Annotated in this window: 16 protein-coding genes; 9 read left to right on the forward strand and 7 right to left on the reverse strand. The window is 40.2% G+C overall.

All coding sequences use genetic code 11. The features are described 5' to 3' along the window. Nucleotides 1-220: 220 nt before the first annotated feature. The 3 genes from BM090_RS00005 (at nt 221) to BM090_RS00015 (ending at nt 2,781) form a co-directional block, all read left to right on the forward strand. A complete protein-coding gene (locus BM090_RS00005; protein ID WP_091505459.1) occupies nt 221-1,114 on the forward strand; it encodes a helix-turn-helix domain-containing protein in 894 nt (297 codons plus the stop codon). Between the two features lie 118 nt (nt 1,115-1,232). Further along, nucleotides 1,233-2,255: an aldo/keto reductase gene (locus BM090_RS00010; RefSeq protein WP_091505462.1), complete on the forward strand. Its 1,023-nt coding sequence runs from the start codon at nt 1,233-1,235 to the stop codon at nt 2,253-2,255. Nucleotides 2,256-2,403: 148 nt separating this feature from the next. Then, nucleotides 2,404-2,781 (forward strand): VOC family protein, encoded by a 378-nt coding sequence (locus BM090_RS00015; protein WP_091505464.1) that lies wholly within the window; start codon nt 2,404-2,406, stop codon nt 2,779-2,781. 154 nt (nt 2,782-2,935) lie between these two features. On the opposite strand, the gene BM090_RS00020 is transcribed toward BM090_RS00015, so the two are convergent. The 3 genes from BM090_RS00020 to BM090_RS00030 form a co-directional block, all read right to left on the reverse strand. Then, nucleotides 2,936-3,670 carry a DUF4412 domain-containing protein gene (locus BM090_RS00020; protein ID WP_177199789.1) on the reverse strand — a complete coding sequence of 245 codons (735 nt, stop codon included), beginning with the start codon at nt 3,668-3,670 and terminating at the stop codon, nt 2,936-2,938. A gap of 112 nt (nt 3,671-3,782) precedes the next feature. After that, a complete protein-coding gene (gene yidD, locus BM090_RS18655) occupies nt 3,783-4,214 on the reverse strand; it encodes a membrane protein insertion efficiency factor YidD (protein ID WP_221405311.1) in 432 nt (143 codons plus the stop codon). Next, nucleotides 4,174-4,869, reverse strand: coding sequence for a hypothetical protein (locus BM090_RS00030; protein WP_091505469.1), 696 nt, complete (start codon nt 4,867-4,869; stop codon nt 4,174-4,176). Before BM090_RS00030 ends, yidD begins: the two co-directional genes overlap by 41 nt. A 172-nt stretch (nt 4,870-5,041) precedes the next feature. On the opposite strand from BM090_RS00030, the gene sdaAA reads away from it, so the two are divergent. Continuing rightward, nucleotides 5,042-5,962 (forward strand): L-serine ammonia-lyase, iron-sulfur-dependent, subunit alpha, encoded by a 921-nt coding sequence (gene sdaAA / locus BM090_RS00035; protein WP_091507717.1) that lies wholly within the window; start codon nt 5,042-5,044, stop codon nt 5,960-5,962. A 150-nt stretch (nt 5,963-6,112) separates the two neighbouring features. On the opposite strand, the gene BM090_RS00040 is transcribed toward sdaAA, so the two are convergent. Together BM090_RS00040 and BM090_RS00045 are read right to left on the reverse strand one after the other, a co-directional pair. Beyond that, the gene (locus BM090_RS00040) at nt 6,113-6,955 is read right to left on the reverse strand and encodes a restriction endonuclease (RefSeq protein ID WP_091505471.1); all 843 of its coding nucleotides are present in this window, start codon (nt 6,953-6,955) and stop codon (nt 6,113-6,115) included. Between the two features lie 70 nt (nt 6,956-7,025). Next, the gene (locus tag BM090_RS00045) at nt 7,026-9,473 is read right to left on the reverse strand and encodes a patatin-like phospholipase family protein (RefSeq protein ID WP_091505474.1); all 2,448 of its coding nucleotides are present in this window, start codon (nt 9,471-9,473) and stop codon (nt 7,026-7,028) included. Nucleotides 9,474-9,488: 15 nt separating this feature from the next. Between BM090_RS00045 and dapB the strand changes: the two genes are divergently transcribed. The 5 genes from dapB to BM090_RS00070 all read left to right on the forward strand — a co-directional run bounded on the left by dapB (nt 9,489) and on the right by BM090_RS00070 (nt 16,492). Then, on the forward strand, nt 9,489-10,205 hold the full coding sequence (gene dapB, locus BM090_RS00050) for a 4-hydroxy-tetrahydrodipicolinate reductase (RefSeq protein WP_091505477.1): 717 nt from the start codon (nt 9,489-9,491) through the stop codon (nt 10,203-10,205). Between the two features lie 4 nt (nt 10,206-10,209). Continuing rightward, nucleotides 10,210-11,691 (forward strand): hypothetical protein, encoded by a 1,482-nt coding sequence (locus BM090_RS00055; protein ID WP_091505480.1) that lies wholly within the window; start codon nt 10,210-10,212, stop codon nt 11,689-11,691. A gap of 104 nt (nt 11,692-11,795) precedes the next feature. Further along, nucleotides 11,796-12,710, forward strand: a complete 915-nt coding sequence (locus BM090_RS00060; RefSeq protein ID WP_143083817.1) for a hypothetical protein — start codon at nt 11,796-11,798, stop codon at nt 12,708-12,710. Nucleotides 12,711-12,801: 91 nt separating this feature from the next. Beyond that, a complete protein-coding gene (locus tag BM090_RS00065; RefSeq protein ID WP_091505485.1) occupies nt 12,802-15,717 on the forward strand; it encodes a sensor histidine kinase in 2,916 nt (971 codons plus the stop codon). A gap of 10 nt (nt 15,718-15,727) precedes the next feature. Further along, a complete protein-coding gene (locus BM090_RS00070; protein ID WP_091505488.1) occupies nt 15,728-16,492 on the forward strand; it encodes a LytR/AlgR family response regulator transcription factor in 765 nt (254 codons plus the stop codon). Nucleotides 16,493-16,562: 70 nt separating this feature from the next. Here BM090_RS00070 and BM090_RS00075 read toward each other — a convergent pair whose 3' ends face one another. Together BM090_RS00075 and BM090_RS00080 are read right to left on the reverse strand one after the other, a co-directional pair. After that, a complete protein-coding gene (locus BM090_RS00075; RefSeq protein WP_091505491.1) occupies nt 16,563-17,072 on the reverse strand; it encodes a YfiR family protein in 510 nt (169 codons plus the stop codon). Nucleotides 17,073-17,170: 98 nt separating this feature from the next. Continuing rightward, nucleotides 17,171-19,627, reverse strand: coding sequence for a TonB-dependent receptor (locus BM090_RS00080; RefSeq protein ID WP_091505494.1), 2,457 nt, complete (start codon nt 19,625-19,627; stop codon nt 17,171-17,173). Nucleotides 19,628-20,263 lie beyond the last annotated feature (636 nt).

Raw genomic sequence — 20,263 nt, forward strand, 5'->3', positions numbered from 1 at the left:
TTAAAGCATCTCTATTGAAACGCTTTGTAATAAGGTGCAATACACACTTTTAGGGGAAAATATTGTTTTGACCTAAGAAAATCATGCTATTTTTGATACACCATTTGCTACATGGTGTATCAAAATAGTGTCAAAACATGATAATATATAAAAAGCAAAAACTTTTTATAGTTATGAAAATCAACACTTTACGATACCACCACAAAACAACGAAAACATAATGAATATTTATTCTTTAGCAGAATTTTATAAAAACAAACTCGATTATGTGCCTGATAATGTGCGCAAAAACATCGGGCATTTCAATGTTTTTAACATAGAAGATTTTATACAAAATCCGAGCAAACCCATTCCGTACCGCCGCAAAGATTACTACAAAATATCTCTGAATTTGGGCAATTGCCAATATCATTACGCCGACAAAAGCATTGAGATTAAGAACGCGGGCATCGTGTTTGCCAATCCCATGATTCCGTATAAAATTGAACGTATCGGGCAACATCATGCGGGTTATTTTTGCGTGTTTACGGAAGCGTTTATGAGCCAGATTCCCAATATCAAGGAATATCCAGTGTTCAAGTTGGGAGCGTTCCCGATTTATGAACTGACCGAAACGCAAGTAGCTGATTTTAAAGCTATTTTTGAGCAAATGACGCTACAAATCGGGTCGGAATACGCCTACAAATATGACTTGCTTCGCACGTTGGTTTTGCAAATGATTCACAAAACCATGATGCTCAACCCCAATAACGCTTTACCGCAGGCCAACCATTCGGCTAATCAGCGTATTACTTCGTTGTTTGCCGAGCTACTCGAAAGGCAATTTCCGATAGAATACGCCCAACAACGTATGCGCTTGCGGATTCCTGCGGATTTTGCGGCACACCTGTCCGTACACATCAACCACCTGAACCGCGCCCTAAAAACGGTAACAGGCAAGACTACGTCTATGCTCATTGCCGAACGGATTTTGCAGGAAGCCTGTTCGCTGCTGCGACATACGGACTGGAATATTTCGGAAATTGGCTACTGTTTGGGTTTTGAAGAACCTTCGCATTTTATCGCCTTTTTCAAACGCAGCATGGACGTAACGCCCAAAGTATATCGCCATTAAACACAATTGTTTGATTTTTGCTATTTTCTGTTTGCCGCAAGCTACCCGCCAGCCTTCGGAATCGTGCATCTTTGCAGTGTCAATATCAATTTGTTGTATCACTAAAAAATCAAAGAAAATGAAATACAACTATGTGGGCGAAACTGGCCTGATGGTTTCGGAATTATGCTTAGGCACAATGACTTTTGGCGGCCAAGATGCGGGAATGTGGAGCAGTATCGGCAATTTGCAACAAAAGGAAGTAAACAATTTGGTTGGGGCGGCATGGCAAGCGGGTATCAATTTCATAGACACAGCCAATGTTTATTCTTTCGGACAATCTGAAACGCTTTTGGGGCAGTCGCTCAAAGATCTACAAATTGCCAGAGATGAGGTCGTAATCGCCTCCAAAGTTTTGGGCAAAATGAACGACAAACCCAACAGTGCGGGACTTTCGCGTTATCATATTTTCAACTCCGTAGAAGCCAGCCTCAAGCGTTTGAAACTCGACTACCTCGACATTTTGTACGTGCATGGCACAGACCCAAAAACTTCCGTTGAGCAAATCGTACAGAGTCTAAACGACATCGTGCTGTCGGGTAAAGTGCGTTACATTGCCATTTGCAACTGGCCTGCGTGGTTGGTAGCCAAGGCGCAAGCATTCGCCAAATACAATGGTTTACAGCAATTTATCGGGCTGCAATACTATTATTCGGCAGTAAGTCGCGACATCGAACACGAAGTAGTACCGATGGCACAAGACCACCGTTTGGCGATTTTCCCTTGGAGTCCGTTGTCGGGTGGTTTTTTGAGTGGAAAATTTACACGCCAACAAGCAGCCGCAAGCGGTTCAAGACGCGAAACCTTTGATTTTCCGCCCATTAACAAAGAAAAAGCCTACGATTTGGTGGACGTGATGCAAGAAATTGCCGCGCAACACAACGCCACCGTGGCGCAAGTGGCCTTGGCGTGGGTGCGCCAACAGCCAGCCGTAACCAGTACCATTATTGGCGCAAAAACTGTCGCGCAACTAAACGACAACATTGCGTCGGTAAACGTGCAACTTTCGGCAGAGGATTTGAAAAAAATAGACGAAATCAGTCCGTTGCCATTGCAATACCCTGGTTGGATGGTAGCCCGCCAAAGCGAAGCCAGAAAATAATCTTTTGTTAAAACAAGAAAAAGCCCGTACAGTAAAAAGTATGGGCTTTTTATATTTCATTGATTTTGCAATCTATTGTACTTATCGCTACATTTAGCAAGGCTTATAAACACAACCATTTCAATATCAAAACAATACAACTTATCACATGAAAAAAGTAACTGGTATCGGCGGCATTTTCTTTAAATGTAAAGACCCGCAAAAAGTAACAGAATGGTATCAAAAACATTTAGGATTAGACACGAATCCATACGGAGCTACTTTTGAATGGTTTGAGAGTGCCGACAGCACCAAAAAAGCGCAAACACAATGGTCGCCATTCGCTGACGATACCAAATATTTTGAGCCGTCCACCAAAGATTTTATGATTAACTATAGAGTCGAAAATTTGGAAGCATTGGTCGAGGAATTGACCAAAGAAGGCGTTACAATTTTAGATAAAATTGAAGTATATGAATACGGAAAATTTGTGCATATACTTGACGCAGAGGGCAATAAAATACAACTTTGGCAACCAATAGATTAAACAAGAGAGGTCTATCATATCAATAAACATCGTTTTGCCACAAACGAAAATACACAGAAGTTAATTGATCACTCAACATCAACGAAGAAGCCACACTGTTATAACACAATGTGGCTTCTTCGTTGATGTTGAATTGATTAATAAGAAAAACAAATTAATCTCTTTTGCGAAAATCCGAAGGAATCACGAAATCGGCACTATTGAGTTTTTCGCGTACCAGCTCGGTTACTTCCATGCCTACGCCCAGTTCTGGGATAGCTACTTTCAGGGGTACACCTTTCATCCCTTCAAAGAAAATAGAGGCTTTTTCTTGGCCTGCATTCATTTGTTTGATAATGTCTTTGTCAATGTCCTTAATGTCGGTTGTTGTCCAGATGTGTTGGGCGAATTTCGTACCTTCCACGCTGGTTTCTACCACGTATTTCGTGCATTTGTGGCCTGCAATCGTGGCGGTTTCGGAGGTTTTGGATACTTTGGCTTTCGCGCCTGCCGCATCGTCCTCGTCTTTAATTTCTTTGTACATTTTTTGGGCGTAATCCACCACATACGACTGTTTTTTGTCTTTGCGGTACAGCACATCACCGCCGCCCATCATGGCCTGCATTCCGCCTTTTACTTTCAGCAGCGTATTGCCTTCCTTGATTTTCATGTCAAAACCCTGCGGCAACATGCCCTGAATCATTTGCACCATTTGCGGATTGTTCATATCCGCACCGCCAAACATCTGCGAGGCTTGTTGCATGGACTCTTTCATGGCTTCGGATTTGAGGAACGTGGCCATATCGTAATTTAATTTCCAACGAATCGTCCCTTCAAATTTTTGGGCAGCCGCCGACATCACCGACGCAACCACCAACAACGCAGCCAAAACAAAATGATTTTTCTTCATAGTAATTTCTTTGAATGAATAGCTTATTAATGTAACAAACATACAAAAAAGTGTACTAAACGCTAAAACAAGATGCTCATTTTCTTAAAAAAAGACGCGCCTTTAATACAAGTTACGGCAAAACCTCATCTTTCTTCGGCGGTACGGGGTCTAACAACCGCCCCGAAAGGCTATCGCGCGCGTACAAGTCCGAAGACAAACCATTGCAGCGCATCAGCCTATCGGAGGCCATCAACAAACCTTTTGAGCCGTAGGCGCGTACGGCCTGCATGGCAAATTCCGAGCAAGTGGGCTTAAAACTACAAGAGTTGCCGTCCTGCGACGAGATATAATATTTGTAAAAAACGAACAAATACGCCGCCATTTTCTTGATGCCTTTGGTTTGCCGAAGCACTGCCGCATGATGCGCATGCGGCTTGGGCACTGGCGGCATGGCCTTGCGCAACTGCTGCCATTCCGTAGGCGGCGGCGTGTGTGTGGTCGTTTGGCCGTAGCCGCACAAGCTAACGAACAAGCCTAAAATTATACAAATCCTGATGCGCATTTTCATTGATTACCAGATGCTTGAAAGTACTAATCTTATAAAATTCCTGCCCTTTGCCGTCAATCGTTACTTGCCTGATGTAGCACGGGAAAAATGAAGTGTTCGGCGTGTTACCGTATTGCTCAAACTGCTGTTTCTGAAGCACTTGCCCTTTCGTATCGAACATGACCACACCCGTAAGCCTTTTGTTTTGTTGGCGCGTCAGGATTTTGCCCAACTTGTCCCGCAACGAAGTTCTGGGCTGCCACGTGGTAACGGCCATGCCTTGTGCGCTGAGTTCTGTTTTTTCGATGGCGTACACCGTCCCGTCGAGGCCGTAGTTCGGCAACTGCCCCGTAAGAGCCAAATGAAACACCGAAAACCGCGAAAGCGGCGGAATCGGGTAACGCGATTTGAGTTGGCCTTGCTTGTCGAATTTGTACAGTAGCGTGTCGTAAGTTACCCAAATTTCGGGTTGCGGAAACGAAATGTCGTACACCACTTTCAGATACCTTTTATCATAATACACCCGCCCCAGAATCAGGACGTTCTGGCCGTCGGGTTGTTTTTCTTTGATAGAAAAATCTGCCGCCAAACGATAGGCTTGCGCCTGCCCCGAAACGCATCCAAGCCCACAAACCAACAGCACAAGCCAACCATAAAATATTTTGCTCATAATTTCGTAACTTAGCTTTTAGCTGGTCAATCCCACAAACGATTTTACAATTCTAAAAAAGTTTTTGTTGCTTTGCGGGCTATTTTTGCAAATCTACAACCGTTTTAAAGTTGTATCGGTTTTCAGAACAAAAGTAAAGCATATTCCCTTTCACCAAATATCCAATAAAAAAATGTCCTTATTATTTGATAATTTTCAACAATGGTCTGCGCACTGTTTGGCCGAAAACAAAGCCTTATACGTGCCCGTGCTCGAATACGAAATGCAGCAAAAAGGCCGCGCCGAATCCGAGATTTGGGACGGAATGACACGCGCCTACACGGTCATGCGCGAAGCCGTCCAGACGGGCCTCACCGACGACATGACTTCTCGTTCGGGCATGATAAATAACGGTGCTAAACGTGTTCTCAACTCGCCCATCACCGTACTTTCACCCGAATTTAAAATGCTCATAGCAAGAGCTTTGGCCGCCAAAGAGGTAAACTCCTGCATGGGACGCATCGTGGCCGCCCCGACGGCTGGTGCGTCGGGCATTTTGCCCAGTACTTTGGTTACGCTGGAGCAGTTGCACGGCTTGCCCGAACGCAAAATATTAGAAGGCTTGCTCGTGGCCGCAGGCATTGCCCTGATTATCGAACAAAACGCCTCGCTTGCGGGTGCGGTGGGCGGTTGCCAAGCCGAAACAGGCAGCGCGGCAGCCATGGCCGCTGGTGCGATGGTCTATTGCTTGGGCGGCAGCGTGGAAATGGTACTCAATGCCGTGGGCATCACGATACAATGTATGTTGGGGCTGGTATGCGACCCCGTAGCAGGACTCGTGGAAGTGCCGTGTGTGGTGCGCAACGCCAGTGCGGCAGCCATTGCCTATTCGTCGGCACAAATTGCGTTGGCGGGTGTGAGCGGTGTTATTCCTGTGGACGAATGCGTTGCGGCGATGGGCGAAATCGGGCAAAGCATGGAAACGCGCTACAAAGAAACTGCGTTGGGCGGGTTGGCGGCCACCCTTACGGGCAAGGCCATTGCCAAAAAAGTATTGATTCAGGATATAGAAATGCTCGACCAACAAGCCCCCGAAGACGGCGGAAATGTATAAAATTTCAACGTATAGATACGTGCCAAACAGTGCGTATCTATACGTTAAAATTTAAAGGTGTGAAGAATATTGTTTTGTTATGCTTGAATACAACAACTATAATTAAAACACAGCAATAAATCAACAACAGTTAGGCATTACAAATTTTGTTTATTTTTGTATTACCTTAATTGGCACTGCTTTAGCAACCATTTGCACTAATTTATTCTTATTTACAGTCTCTCTATTTACAGGAGAAATAAGAACACCAAAAAATATAAATCCATCATATTCAATTGCGCAAGCATATTCTACGGCTAAATAGTTTTCAGAGATTGTCTTTCTTAGCATTAAACTCTTATTACCATATTCAATTTTTTTAATTTCAGATTCCTTGATTTTTAACCTTTCTCGTATCTGATATTCTTGATTAAGTAACAGGTTCTCTGGTAAAATGGGGTCTTTTTTTGTATCCCAAATTTGAAAATAAATAAACTCTCTTTCTTTAAATGCTTCTTCAAAACCAAATCCTTTTCTATAACTTGAAGCTATCATTTCAAATCTTTGTGTTATGTCAATAATCCATCCAAATGCAGGAAATAGAAGTAATCCATTTTCTCCAGCGTATGGAATTGCACAATAGCATTGAAATTGTTTTAAATCTTCTAAAGTTAATATATCCAATAATACGGGTAAAGGGTCATTTTCGGCTCTATTATAAGCTAACTCTGAATATCCTTTGGGTGAAACAAGAATTCCATAATTAGCATTAATATCATTTGCCATAGAAATAAATGTCTCTACATCTTTGACATCTATTTTATCTGAATAATACTTTGCATCAACTAAAGTTACATATTCAATGTCACCAATTATTTGTCTTATTACAACATCACATTGTCTTAGACCATTAGAATATTTTCCAAATAATTTACTATTAAACTCTAACTTTGCGTCTGGATAAATTACAGACAAGTGTTCAAAGACTTGTTTTTCGTATTCTTGCCAATTCATATTCCTTTTTGTATCAACAAAATATAATCAAGTAATTTTTATTTGCCAAAATTTGCAACTGTTTTGTATTTTACTTAGCCGCAGGCGTAGCAAAAAGCTGTTCCAAACGTTTCAAACTTTCCTGATTGACGGGCTGCTGAATCGTATTATACAAACTTTTTTTCTCTAAGGCCGTCAAGTGCCAACTCAACGAAGCGCGTTCTTCCTGCAAATGCCGATGTCCCGACGTATCGGCTTTAGCTTGTGCCGTAGCCGAAGAATCGCTGTAATTGCGCGGCACATACTGAAAATTGAGCACCTGCATTTTTTGCGGGAAAAGCCCTTGCACAAACTCAATTTGTACATCATTGTTATTGTCTTGCAGCGTCGCCCAATTGCTATACACAGTCCCAATTGGGTTGAAAAGCCTATCAAAACCCGACCGTTTCGCACTCATATCCATTTCCACTTCCTTGCCCGAATCGCGAATAATAAGCAGCACCACGCCGCCCGTGTGTTTTTTTATCCAACCCCGAAACGTATAAATAAACCGCAACGCATCGCTTACGCCGTAGTTGTCGGTGAGTCCCGCGTCCATGATTTCGATGGCTGGCCGCGATGGCATCGTGATATTGGGTGTAATGTACGGGAACGTGGCACTCATGCGCAACGCACTCACAAACTGTAAGTTATCGGCATTTTGTTGTGCGAAAAGTCTGCGAAAATCTACGCCTTTTTGTCGCTGTGTTACCAGTTCGTTGGAATAGTGCATGCGGATTTTGCTCAAATACGACACGTATTGCGCCGAGATATAGAGTTTGCGTCCGTCGTTGATGATGGTCGGCGAAAGCACTATCATCGGAATTTTGGCCGTGCGTTCTGGCTCGATATAGTCCCGAAGGCGTTTGTTTAGCACATAATCCGTATTGCGGTGAAATTGTTGTTCAAAGGCATAACCTCTGTCTTTTTCATAAAAATACCTGCCATCGCGGAAGCGTTGCAACCGCAAAAACATATCGTTCACCACCAAACTAAAAATCACGGGATTGAGCATATCCTTCGTAATATTCTGAAAATAAGCAGGATTTTGTAGGTTAATGCTCGTATCGGTTTGGCTTCTCTGGAAAAGTTCGCGCATATACGCCGCCCCAATCATGCCGCCCGACGCGCCCGTAATCAGCATGGCATTTTTGAACACTTGGCCATTGGTAACGCTGTCGGCGCATTGCAACACGCGCACCGTCCAAGCTGCCGCCCTTTGCCCGCCGCCACTGGTACAGATAAACACCATTTTGGGGCGGCTACTCGTATCAAATTTGGTGCGCCAACGGTTCATAATCATTTGCGTAGAATCCAAATCCGCGCGATACAAACTATCCGTTGCAAGCTCGCGAATGCGTGCCAAGCTGTATTCGGTTTGGGTGCTATAATCCAACCCAAAAGCTTTATAATCAGGGCTTAACAAACCATTACTAACCAACAAATTAAGCAAAACAATGAGCACCAGAAAAGCCGTTGCCGCCCATTGTCGCAACCAATAAGCCAACGCACCCGCAAACATCATCATCAGCGAAAGCAACAAAAACGTACTGGCCGCCGCAGGAATTTGCACCAGCGTATTGTCGCGTAAAGCTCCCAACGCCAGCAGCAACGAAATCGCTATTAGCTCCAAAATAAAGGCTTTCAGGTGGTTTTGGCTAAAAACTTTCCCAATCAATAGGCGTTCGTGATGGCTAATATCTTGCGGGGCAACAATGCTAAAAGGCGTTTCAAAATACCAATCCACGCGATAATCCGAAGGCTGCGCATTTTCCAAACGCTTAATCACATTCACTCTGTAAATTTTGTTTTTGCGCAATTGCTTGTCCACGCGCTGCGCCACAAACTGAAAAATATCGGTATAGGTAAACGAAAAATAAAGCAGCGTAACCAAATGCACCAAGCCATAACCGAGCAGAAAACCGCCCACTTCCTTGAATATTTGGGCGGAAGGCTGCAAACCGTTATTTATCTGAAAATCAATGAATCTATAGAGATAATAAAACAAAAATCCAAAGGGAATTAGGCTATTGTTCAGGTAATATTTGACCAATGGCCGCCGCACCGAGGCCAAAAAAATGAAGTTTTGGCCGTGCAAAATATAGCCCGAAATATGGAACGCCATCGTAAACATCGCCACCGACAAACCCATCACAAACAAACTACTGTAAGAAATGTGATTGCAATATTCGGGGTCGAGCATCAAATACGACGCGCCTACCGTTCGGCCTACTTGTTCGGACACAAACCCAAACATTATCAGCCACATAAGCAAAAAAAACTGATTCTGTCGCAGCTGATGCAACAGCAGTTGGAGGGGAAAAGAATATCGTATAGTTTGGTAGATTGTTCGTAACATTTGGTGTAAATCTTTTGGGACAATATCCATATTTGCCCAATCAAAAACAATCGTTTGGGGCAGCAATTCGCCAAAATTTCGGGCGTTCAACTGCTTTTTTTCGTTAATTTTGCCGACCCAAGCAACAGAAGAACTTTTCATAACAAAATACAACCCATGAAGATTTTACTAATAGGCTACGGCAAAATGGGCAAATTCATTGAGCAAATAGCCTTGCAACGCGGCCACGAAATTGTAGGCCGTATCAGCAGCAGCAGCCCCGACAAACTCAATCAGTTCAACGGCCAAAATACCGATGTGGCCATTGAGTTTACGCAGCCCGAAGCCGCTTTTGAGCACGTGAGCTATTGCGCCAAAAATAACATTGCGGTTGTCTGTGGTACTACGGGTTGGTACGCGCGTCGTCCAGAAGCAGAAGCAATTGTAAATCAACACAATGGCGCGTTTTTTCATGCGTCAAATTTTAGTATCGGAGTCAATTTATTTTTTCACCTGAACAAATTGGCGGCACAGGTTTTTGAAAAATATCCCGTGTACGATGTGCGCATGGAAGAAATCCATCACACCGAGAAAAAAGACGCGCCAAGCGGCACAGCCATTACCTTAGCGGAAGGGATTTTGCAAAATTTTTCACGCAAAAACCAATGGACTTTGAACGAAGGTGCACAAGATACAGACCTCATTATCAAAGCATTGCGCGAACCTCACGTACCAGGTACGCACACGGTTAGTTACGAGTCGGCCATCGACACCATCACACTGACACACACGGCACACAGCCGCGAGGGTTTCGCGACGGGTGCGGTATTGGCTGCCGAATGGCTCAAAGGGCGTGAAGGCGTGTTCGGAATGGCGGAAATGTTAGGGTTCTAATCCAATGAAAATCAACCACATAAGCCACAAACTAAACCTGATACTCATGGGTTTTGGTTTGTGGCTTATTTATGTGCAGCCGCTCCCCGACTTGGGTTTGCCGACGTTCGATGCTACTTACAACGCACACATTATCAAGCAAATAACCGATGGCAATTGGGCAAACCTTTACAATCATGCCTCCCCTACTTTTTTTGTGCTGTTTGCGCCGCTTTATTGGCTGTGGCCAAAATTTGTATTTTTACAAGCCTTCAACGCTGGCATTATGGTCGCTGCCGTCGTGGCGTGGGCAATATTTTGGACGCATTGGAGCAAGTGGCAGGCGTGGCAAATAGGGGCTTTTGTGGGCGCGGTGGGCTTAAGTCCTGTACTGGTACATAATGCGCGTGGTTTTTCCATCGAAGCACTTAGTTTGGTGTGTGTGGCGGTAGTTTTGCATTATTTTTTAGTAAGTATTCGCCAAGCATCGGGCTACTGGAAAGCTGCATTTTGGGCAAGTGTCGGGCTGACAATTAACTACAAACTCCTGCTTGTTTGGGGTATTTTTCTTTTTATTTTTTTTATTCAAAAAGAAAAACAAATTACTGTAAAACAAATACTTAGCATTCTGATTGCAGCAAGTTTTCCGATTTTGGCCGCGATGTGTTTGGGCTACGCTGTGGGGCTAAAATTTTGGTTGTATCCTGCCGTGCTGTACCACGTACTTTTGCGTCCCGAAGCCAATGCGGCGGGCGTTTCGCTGGCCTTGGGGCACGACTGGATTTTCTATTTCAAATACTTTTGGCAGTTCGACAACCTCATAACATTGCTTTTTATTTTGGCGGGAATCTTTACCTTTTTCTTTCACAAAAACCGCTGGGCAAAACTCCGTAACGCTGATGTTGAAAGCATTGTACTACTAATCATTGTTTTGTATTTTACAGAGATTTGTCTTTTGCCCAAAGCTCCCCGCATTCTCTTGCCACTGTGCACCTTGTCGGTGGGATTTGGTCTTTCCAAAATACAAAATTTATTTTCTAAGAAACTCGTTTTAAAATATGCAACTGGGCTTTTGTGCGTGAGTTGGTCGGCAGTGGCTACGTGGCAAAACATTCGCCCTTACACGCATAGCAATTACGCCAAAGCAGCCGACATTTTACCAAAAAACACTAAAAATGAATTAGTTAGTACGGTTGGAATTAATGCGTTTCAATATTTACCCGAAGCCAACATTCATTTTGCGTTCGAGGATTCGGCGGCACAACATTACGAATATCTGCTACTGGACGATTATCGTTTTTTAGCCAATATCCCGACGGCACAACGTTTTAATACAAAACAATACACACTTTTGGGGCAATGGCCAGAACCCAGTTTAGGCTCTGCTATTTTGTGGCTGGAACATTGCGAGTTTTCGGGCTTAAATTTTCAACAAACATTGCACTTGCGCGACAGTATTTGCAGCAAGCCTTTTCAGGTGCAACTATGGAAAAAGAAAAAAATATGAACTGAAAAATAATGTTACGAGCGTTTTTTGTGTGTTTTATTGGCAATAGCGTTTTTTTTTCGCGTTATTTGAGTTTTGGGCATCCAAACCACAAAAATATAATAATGCAATTGAGATTAGTATTTTGTTGTTGGCTAAGTATCGTAACCTTGTGGGCGGCTACAACGGACGTACTTGGGCAAAATCTAACACCACAAAGTAATTTACCACATGGTCGCTTTCTGAAAGACACGGCACAAGTGGGGCAACCCGTGCAATATTCCTTGAGTTTTAAGCACGACAAAAATATACAAGTTGTTTTTCCTGATTCTTCGCACGATTTCGCGCCTTTTGAATTTGTGCGCAAAGCATTTTTTACTACTCGCTCAGATAGTTTGCAAAGTATGGACAGTGCAGTTTATACTGTTACAACTTTTGAATTAGATAGTTTACAGAATTTGAGTTTGCCGATATACGTGCTGTTGCCGTCTGGCGATTCGTTAGCGGAGTGGACAGATGAGGACACACTTATTATTCGTAACAGTGTTAAAATACAAGAGAACCTTATTGCTGACACGATTTTCTGGCAGATAAAAACAGAATTTAATTATATTTACTGGGGGATTGGTGCTACTTTTTTACTTATTTTGCTCCTACTGGCCAACAGTTTTTTGGGTAAACCATTGAACAGGGCATTCAAATTATTGATTATGTATCAAAGGCATAAAGCGTTTCATGGTTCATTTGATAAGCTAACGAATCAAATTTTGAAAAACCCGTCGGCACTTGGTTTGGAAAAAGCCCAAACTATTTGGAAAAAATACATAGAAAAAGTAGATAACATTCCGTATAGCACTTATACCACCCGCGAAATAAACCAGCATTTGCCCGATACAAAACTAAAAGAGACGCTACAAGCCATAGACCGTTATGTTTATGGTGGCATTCAGCCCAACAATATAGATGAGCATTTGCAACGTTTATTGAAACAAGCCAACGCCATTTACGAGCTTAAGCGTTCGGAAATACGAAAATCTTAGAATAATTACAATCGAGCCCCCCTCTCCTTTTGGCTGCAATCACCTTTAACATGAAATAGTAAGTGATCGTTTTATCTCTCAAGTAATACAAATGAAGTATTGGTTTTACTTTCTGATTTTGCTCTTTAGTCTGACGATTCAGGCGAGGCAGACTCACGCGCAAAACCCTGCTATTGAGATATTTGGAATAAAAGAAGGATTGCCAACGAACACCGTCTATGACATTTTGCAAGACAAAAAAGGCTTCATTTGGCTGGCAACTGAAAAAGGGCTTTTTAGGTATGATGGGAAAACATTTAAAAGCTATCAGACCACCCAGCAGAAAAGTAAAGCAGGTAGTCAATTGGCCATGGATGGCTATGACCGTATTTGGTATCAGGCTTTTAACGGGCAGCTATTTTATGCAGACCAAGATTCCTTGCAACTATTCGAACCATATCAGGCGAGTGAATTTTATTTTTATAGCTTTGATAATACAGGGACAAAATTATGGTGCCAGAACAACGAAAATTTGATGTGTTTTGACCTCAAAAGTGGTAACAAAATACATTCGTATCAAAAAGATTCTGAGCTATATTCTTGGGCACTTTTCCGCAATAATGAATACTTAATGTGGAGCACTGCAGGCAACATGCAAAACTTAAGTAAAAAGCAAAAAACAAATTACAAAGACGGATACTTAGTATTTTATATATATAATTATTTTGATAAAATATTAGGGATTGGCAAAAGTGTTCCTCCACTTTATTTATCCAAATTAACAAAAGATAAAACAGAAATTATTTATCAGTTTAATGATAATTTAATTTTTCATACGGTAAAAACTTTGCCTGATTCATCGGTTTGGGTTTGTACCAACAAAGGGGCTTATATTTTTGATAAAACGCTCAATCCCAAGACTGTAAAACTCTATTTTCAAGAATATAGCATCTGCTCTGTCATGCAAGACAATGAAAATAATTATTGGATTGCTACTAAAGAAAATGGCATTTTATTAGTTAAAAATCTTAATGTAATAGAAGCACCCATTGAAGATAATATTATTTCGTTGTCTCATATTGACAATACGTTATATATGGGAACGTCTGACAATAGTATTACTACCTACAAAAATGGTCGATTTAAGAAGCTAATTCAATACAATAAAAGACATAATATTCGCAAAATATATCCTGTTTATAACGAAAAAAATTCTTTTTTGGTAGCTTCCGATGTTATGCGAATATACAACATAAAGGCTGCATTTGATATTGCTCTTAAAGACGTAGTCTATATAGAAAAAAATATGTACGCAGTAGCCTCTACAGGCAACGAAAAAGTATATTTTCATGGCGGATACAATCCCAAAGAGTCGTATTTATTCAAAAAATATATGCACGATATTCAGGCGAATATGAACTTAATGAAAAATTTTAAGGATATTGATTTTATGGCAAAGCGCGTGTATTCGGTTGCCTATAGCCCCGCTGACACTAGCCTTTATTTTGCTAATTCACTGGGTATCATGTATATAACTCCTAAAGAAAAACAATATCTTAAATATAAGGGACAAGATGTCATTGCCAGCCACATTTGTATAACACCTAGAAATTTATTGATAATTTCTTCAACTATGAAAGGATTATTCATAGCCAAAGAGAAAAAAATATTTAAAAATATTACGACAAAAGATGGTCTTTACTCTAACGAAACACGTAAATCTATTTACTATAAAAATCACCTATGGATACTGTTCGATAATGTAATTCAAAAGTTTAATTTGGTTAGCGATAAAATTGAAACTTATAATATAAATGACGGTATTAATAGCGAAGAAATACGAGACATTGCCGTATATAATGATACCGTTTATTTAGCATCTAATAAACTTATTAAATTCCCCGTAAATTTAGTTTCTCATAATAATCAAAAACCATCTCTTATTGTAGAAAAAATAGAAGCAGACAGTCTAAAAAATATAGAACCAAACACTGAAATAGATTTACCTTATTACACCAAAAATATCAAAATAAACTTCTCTTTAATCAATTATAGAGGTTACAATTCCTCTACTGTTCTGTATAAAATCAACAATGGAGAATGGTTGACATTAGAAAAAAACTTAAACGTATTAAGTTTGCTATCATTAGCTCCCAATAGATACCAAATAGAACTCAAAGCACGCAACGAAGACGGAGTAGAAGGAAACTCGGTTTTTTATCGTTTTCGTATCAATCCTCCATTTTGGCAAACATGGTGGTTTGTATTGATTTCGATTCTTGGGTTGATTGGCGTTACCATACTCATTTATCAGCAAAGACTAAAAGAAATACAAGAGAAAAACAAAATAATTGAAGACAATTTACAATTAGAATTAGATTTACAAAAGTCGATGCTTTCGTCCATTAAATCGCAAATGAATCCTCATTTTTTATTTAATGCACTCAATACAATTCAGTCGTACATTTACCTGAACGACCGCCGAAATGCATCGGAATATCTGAATCGGTTTGCGCAGCTTACACGCATGATTTTGGATATGTCCAACAAAGAAAATATTAGCTTGCAGGAAGAGATTACGGCACTTAATTTATATTTAGAATTAGAATCGGCTCGTTTTGAAACAGATTTTGAATATGAAATCATCGCACCAGAAAAAATAAATCTAAATTCCACGTGCCTACCAACCATGCTGATCCAGCCATACGTAGAAAATGCCATTCGACATGGGCTTTTGCATAGGCAGGGAGTTAAAAAATTATCCATTAAAATGGAATTACTTTCCGATATTAGACTGCAAGTGGTTGTAGAGGACAATGGCATAGGCCGACAAAAAGCAGCGGAGTTGCGTAAACACCGCGCCAATACTCATCAGTCATTTTCGAGCGAGGCCAACCAACGGCGTTTACAAATCTTGAACAGCCAAGGGACAGACAACGTCGGAGTAGAAATTGAAGATTTGTATGACACACAACAACAAGCAACAGGAACACGCGTAACTATTATTATTCCAATTATTCAACTATAAAAAATACAGAATGAGTAACAACCTAAACGCCATTATCATAGACGATGAGCCCAAAGCAAGGCTATTGTTACGCGCTATGCTTGAGGACTATTGTCCTGAAATAACCGTAGTGGCAGACGCGCCCGAATTGGTATCAGGCATTAAGGCCATCAACAAATATAAACCAGACCTTATTTTCTTAGATATTGAAATGCCAGGTTATAGCGGTTTGGATTTGGGGCAATTTTTTGATGTAGAATCCGTCGAATTTGGTATTATTTTCACGACAGCCTATAACAATCATGCCATTGATGCCTTCAAGCTCATGGCCATTGATTATTTGCTCAAACCCATCGCTCCAAACTTGTTGCAAGCGGCGGTAAATCGTTTTCAAATACAACGTAACCGCTTTTCAAAAACGCAAGTACAGGCACTACAAACCCATTTTGGCCAACGCCCAGCCGTTAAATTAGGCTTACCAATCGGCCAATCAGTACGCTATATAGACCACAGCGACATCTTGTTATTCAAAGGCTCAGGAGCTTATACAGAAGTGCTATTAGCCGACGGGGAAAAGGTATTGGTCAGTAAGAATTTAGGCTATTTTGAAGATACACTCCAGAATGTACAAACATTCCTGAGAGTACATAAGTCTTTCATTATCAATGTAGAACACATTACAGAATACAAAAAAAGCGACGGAGGCGTAGTCTATCTCAAACACGGAACAGAAGTTCCCGTTTCGCCCGACAAACTGCCACAATTGTTGAATCTTCTGCAGCAAAATAGCTTATAACTACCATAAAAAAACGCACTTCAAATAAGTCTTGAAGTGCGTTTTTTTATTATTAACTACCAAATAATGACTATATCAAAATACCCATAGCCATCAAACTATTCGACAACTTTACATTGGCTTTTTGGGCCGCTATGGGATTTACTTCAAATTTCATTTTCCCATTCACAATCACAAAATTAATGATGCTGCCTTTTTTCCCCCAACCTTCGTGTTCTGTAATCAACATTATATTGTTTTTTTCGATGATTGGTGCTAATTTTTCAATCGAAACTCTCGCCATCGCAGGCACAAAAAGAATATGGCAACCTGCAATGTCGGAAGCGTCTTCAAACAAAGATACCTTTATATCCTGATTGCCGATTTTTTTATCTAACAATGCTCTAGACATTGTTTCGGCAATTTGCTTGTCGCCCCACACCCCTACTTTAAAATCACCTACTTCTCGTTCGGGTGTCCACTTTGATAACTTTCCAATATTATATAAAAACAATGATTGGAATTTATAATCAGCCGCCTGTCCAAATGTTACAAACACCGACCAAAAATACAAAATACAGAGTACTAACGTTTTTTTCATAATGTTACAGCTTGTTTGATAAGATTATAAAATCATGAATTTAAGCGAGCAAACACTTATTTTCATGGTAATTAATAAAAGAATACGATGGATTAAGATTATAATTCATATGCTAATTTTAGCCCCACAAAACGAGGTTCTTGCGTGTATCGCAACTTGCTCGGATTGCTTGCATTAAAACCAGAATCGTAGAAATATCTACGCGCTTTATTGGTATAAAACAAATTATTGCAATAGGCACTGATTTGGAGGTTGTTATATATTTTATATGCCACCGAAGCATTGCAACGCAAATCTGTTTTATAGATATTATTGGCTCGAGTGCTACTTACAAAATCCCTCACTTGCTGCCCAAAACCACTAGGAACATCGCTCACAGCGTTTTGATAAGCAGACAAACCATCATCAGAACCTGCAAAATTCCACAGAATACGTGTATCTAGATGCAAAGTCAATTTCTGGTCTAACAACGTATAGGTTGCAAATAATTTCGTGATATTTTGGGCATAATTACTCAACTTTTTGCCTGTACCTTTGATATATACGGTATCTCTCACACCATTATTGGTAAATGCAATCGGCTGATTATAATCCGAATAACTAATACCACTACCCACTTGGTCTGCATTTAATTTCCAGTCCACAAGCCCTACAATGGCATGGTTAAATCCCACCGAAAGGTTATTCGCTTTATAAGTAACAGCTATTTCTGCGCCAGCGGTTTGAGACTTTCCTAATGCTACTACGCCCAAAGTGCTAGTTGACCAATCCAAAATTTCGGTTGAATTGTAATACACATTTGCTTCTGTAATCAGTTTTGGGCTATGCACGTAGGTGTACAACACTTCCAATGCTCGCAATTTTTCGGTAGGCGAAACACGCCCCGCACGATGTTCAACTAACATCTGAGAGGCCGTATTCATACGAGTAGATTGTAGCCCAACCACACGGAACGTATGTTTATAAAAATCAAATAATACCGCCAAGCGAGGTGAAAATAACCACTTTGAATAAGTATCTTTATCTGTTCTGGCCGATGCCAACAAACTAATTTTATCAGTCAGTACATAGCTTCCTTCACCATAAAAAGAAATGGTATTCGTTTGCCAACCATTGCCTACATATACGCCTTGGTTCGCAGTAATTTGGTTCGCACTAGCTCCCACCCCTGTATTTGATACAGCTAATACCGTTGAATCGCTTACAATTTCGCGTTGGTCACCCAAACGAATGGCCGAAGCCGATTTAAACCAAGGTGCAGCCCAATGATTATTCGTCAATTCCGTACCAAAAGCTCCTTGAAATTTATTATTAGCACTTTTGTAAGTAAGAACGGCTTTGCCTGTTATTTGTCTTTCCGAATACTGATAAATGGCGTGTCGTAAGCTCGACAAATTCATAATGCTAGTCAGCTCACGAAGTTTGAGGCTGTCCAGATTCGTATTAGTAAGCGTTGATAAGGTTTGATAACGAATACTATAATTATTTTCATTATCATATACAATATTAGTACTCAACTCAAGTCGATCATTCAACGTAAATTTCTTTTCTGCTATCGCCAAAAATTGCTGATTTCTGCTGTACATACTAGGAATCGCATCCCCTTTGTAAACAGGCTTATTGCTTGTAACATTAAAAGAAGACAATGGTCTGTATCTTTCAAATGGATTACCAAAAGCCCCTGCTTGGTTATAGCGCGTAAAAAATTTATAGCCTTTTCCAAAATCAAAATCTGCCATTAATTTCAACTGAGGAATGTTTAAAGCATCTCTCATGTATGGATTAATAGGAACAGGTGTTTTCATTTGATCTGGCAAACCGTAATCAGTAAATGACTTAGCAGTAAATACTTCAGGGTGATTAATTCCGTCAGTAGATTGAATACTGCCATAAAACAAACTTTTCACTCCAGATGTCGATTTGCCTCCTGCATACAAATTCAAGCCGCGCGACTGATATTCAGACTTATAATTCACCGAAGCCCCAACAACACTTTCCTCCATTGCCCTCTTGGTCGTAATGCTAATAACGCCAGCAATTGCCCCTGGTCCATACGTTACCGACCCAGGACCGCGTACTACTTCTATTTTTTCAATATCATCCAAATCCCAATTAGAAATCTCGGATACCATCCCCTTGTGCGCTCTGTTATTTACTACTACACCGTTAACAAGCAACAGAAATTTCAGATTTCGGTTAGAGGAAATACCCCTCATAGCCGCAGCCATTCCTTCCGATTGGTGATCAAGCCAGAAAAAACCAGGGACATACGTTTCCAGCAAATCAAGCATATTACGGCTTGCACTCACACGAATGTCATCTTTGGTAATCACAGTAATAGCCACAGGTTTTGAGTACTGCTTCAAATTCACTAAAGAGCCAATTGGTACTTCCACTTCCAGAAGTTCTTCCAAGCTCATTTCCATCAAATCTTTCTCTTTTTTGGGTGCCTCAGATTCGTTTTGTGCAAAAACGCTTTGAGAAAAAAGTAACACAAAAGCCGCCATTTTATAGAAATTTTGGGGCTTTACCACTGTATGGTAATTTCTTGTCATAGGTAGATAAATTAAAATAAAACAAAATTATTCAGCAGGAAATATCCTTGTTGAATTATATGTAGAGAAATCTAATAACGTAGGAATATGATTAAATAATAACACCATTATTTAGACATATTCTGACTAGGTAAATTGGTGATGATTTTGAATAATAAATAACACAAAATCAATGAGACAAAGGTAAACTTTAATACTATTTTCAAAAAATAATTCCAAAAATTATACCATATACCATGTAATAACACTGATGCATTTTCTTGCAATACATTAAAATTAAATAATAACAAAGCAGAATATTTAAAAACAGAGCATAAAACAAGAAATATAAAATCTCATAAACATCTCATAATCAATAATAAATAATGAAAACATTCGATTTTCTAATTATATGACATTCAGAAAGCTACATATACAGACAGTGTATTATTTTCATACAATATTCACAAAAACAATATTTCGCTTTTTAAGGCAAAAAAAGAATAATTACATCGGGCAAATACCGCATATTTTTTTCTTAAAAAAGACATACAATACAGTAAAAAAAATAACATTTTTCAGTATTTTAAAATCTAAAAACTACAATAATTAAAATAATTTATTTGGCTTTTTGTACGTCCAAAACATTTTTTTTAT

The sequence above is a fragment of the Flexibacter flexilis DSM 6793 genome (assembly GCF_900112255.1).
GTDB lineage: Bacteria > Bacteroidota > Bacteroidia > Cytophagales > Flexibacteraceae > Flexibacter > Flexibacter flexilis.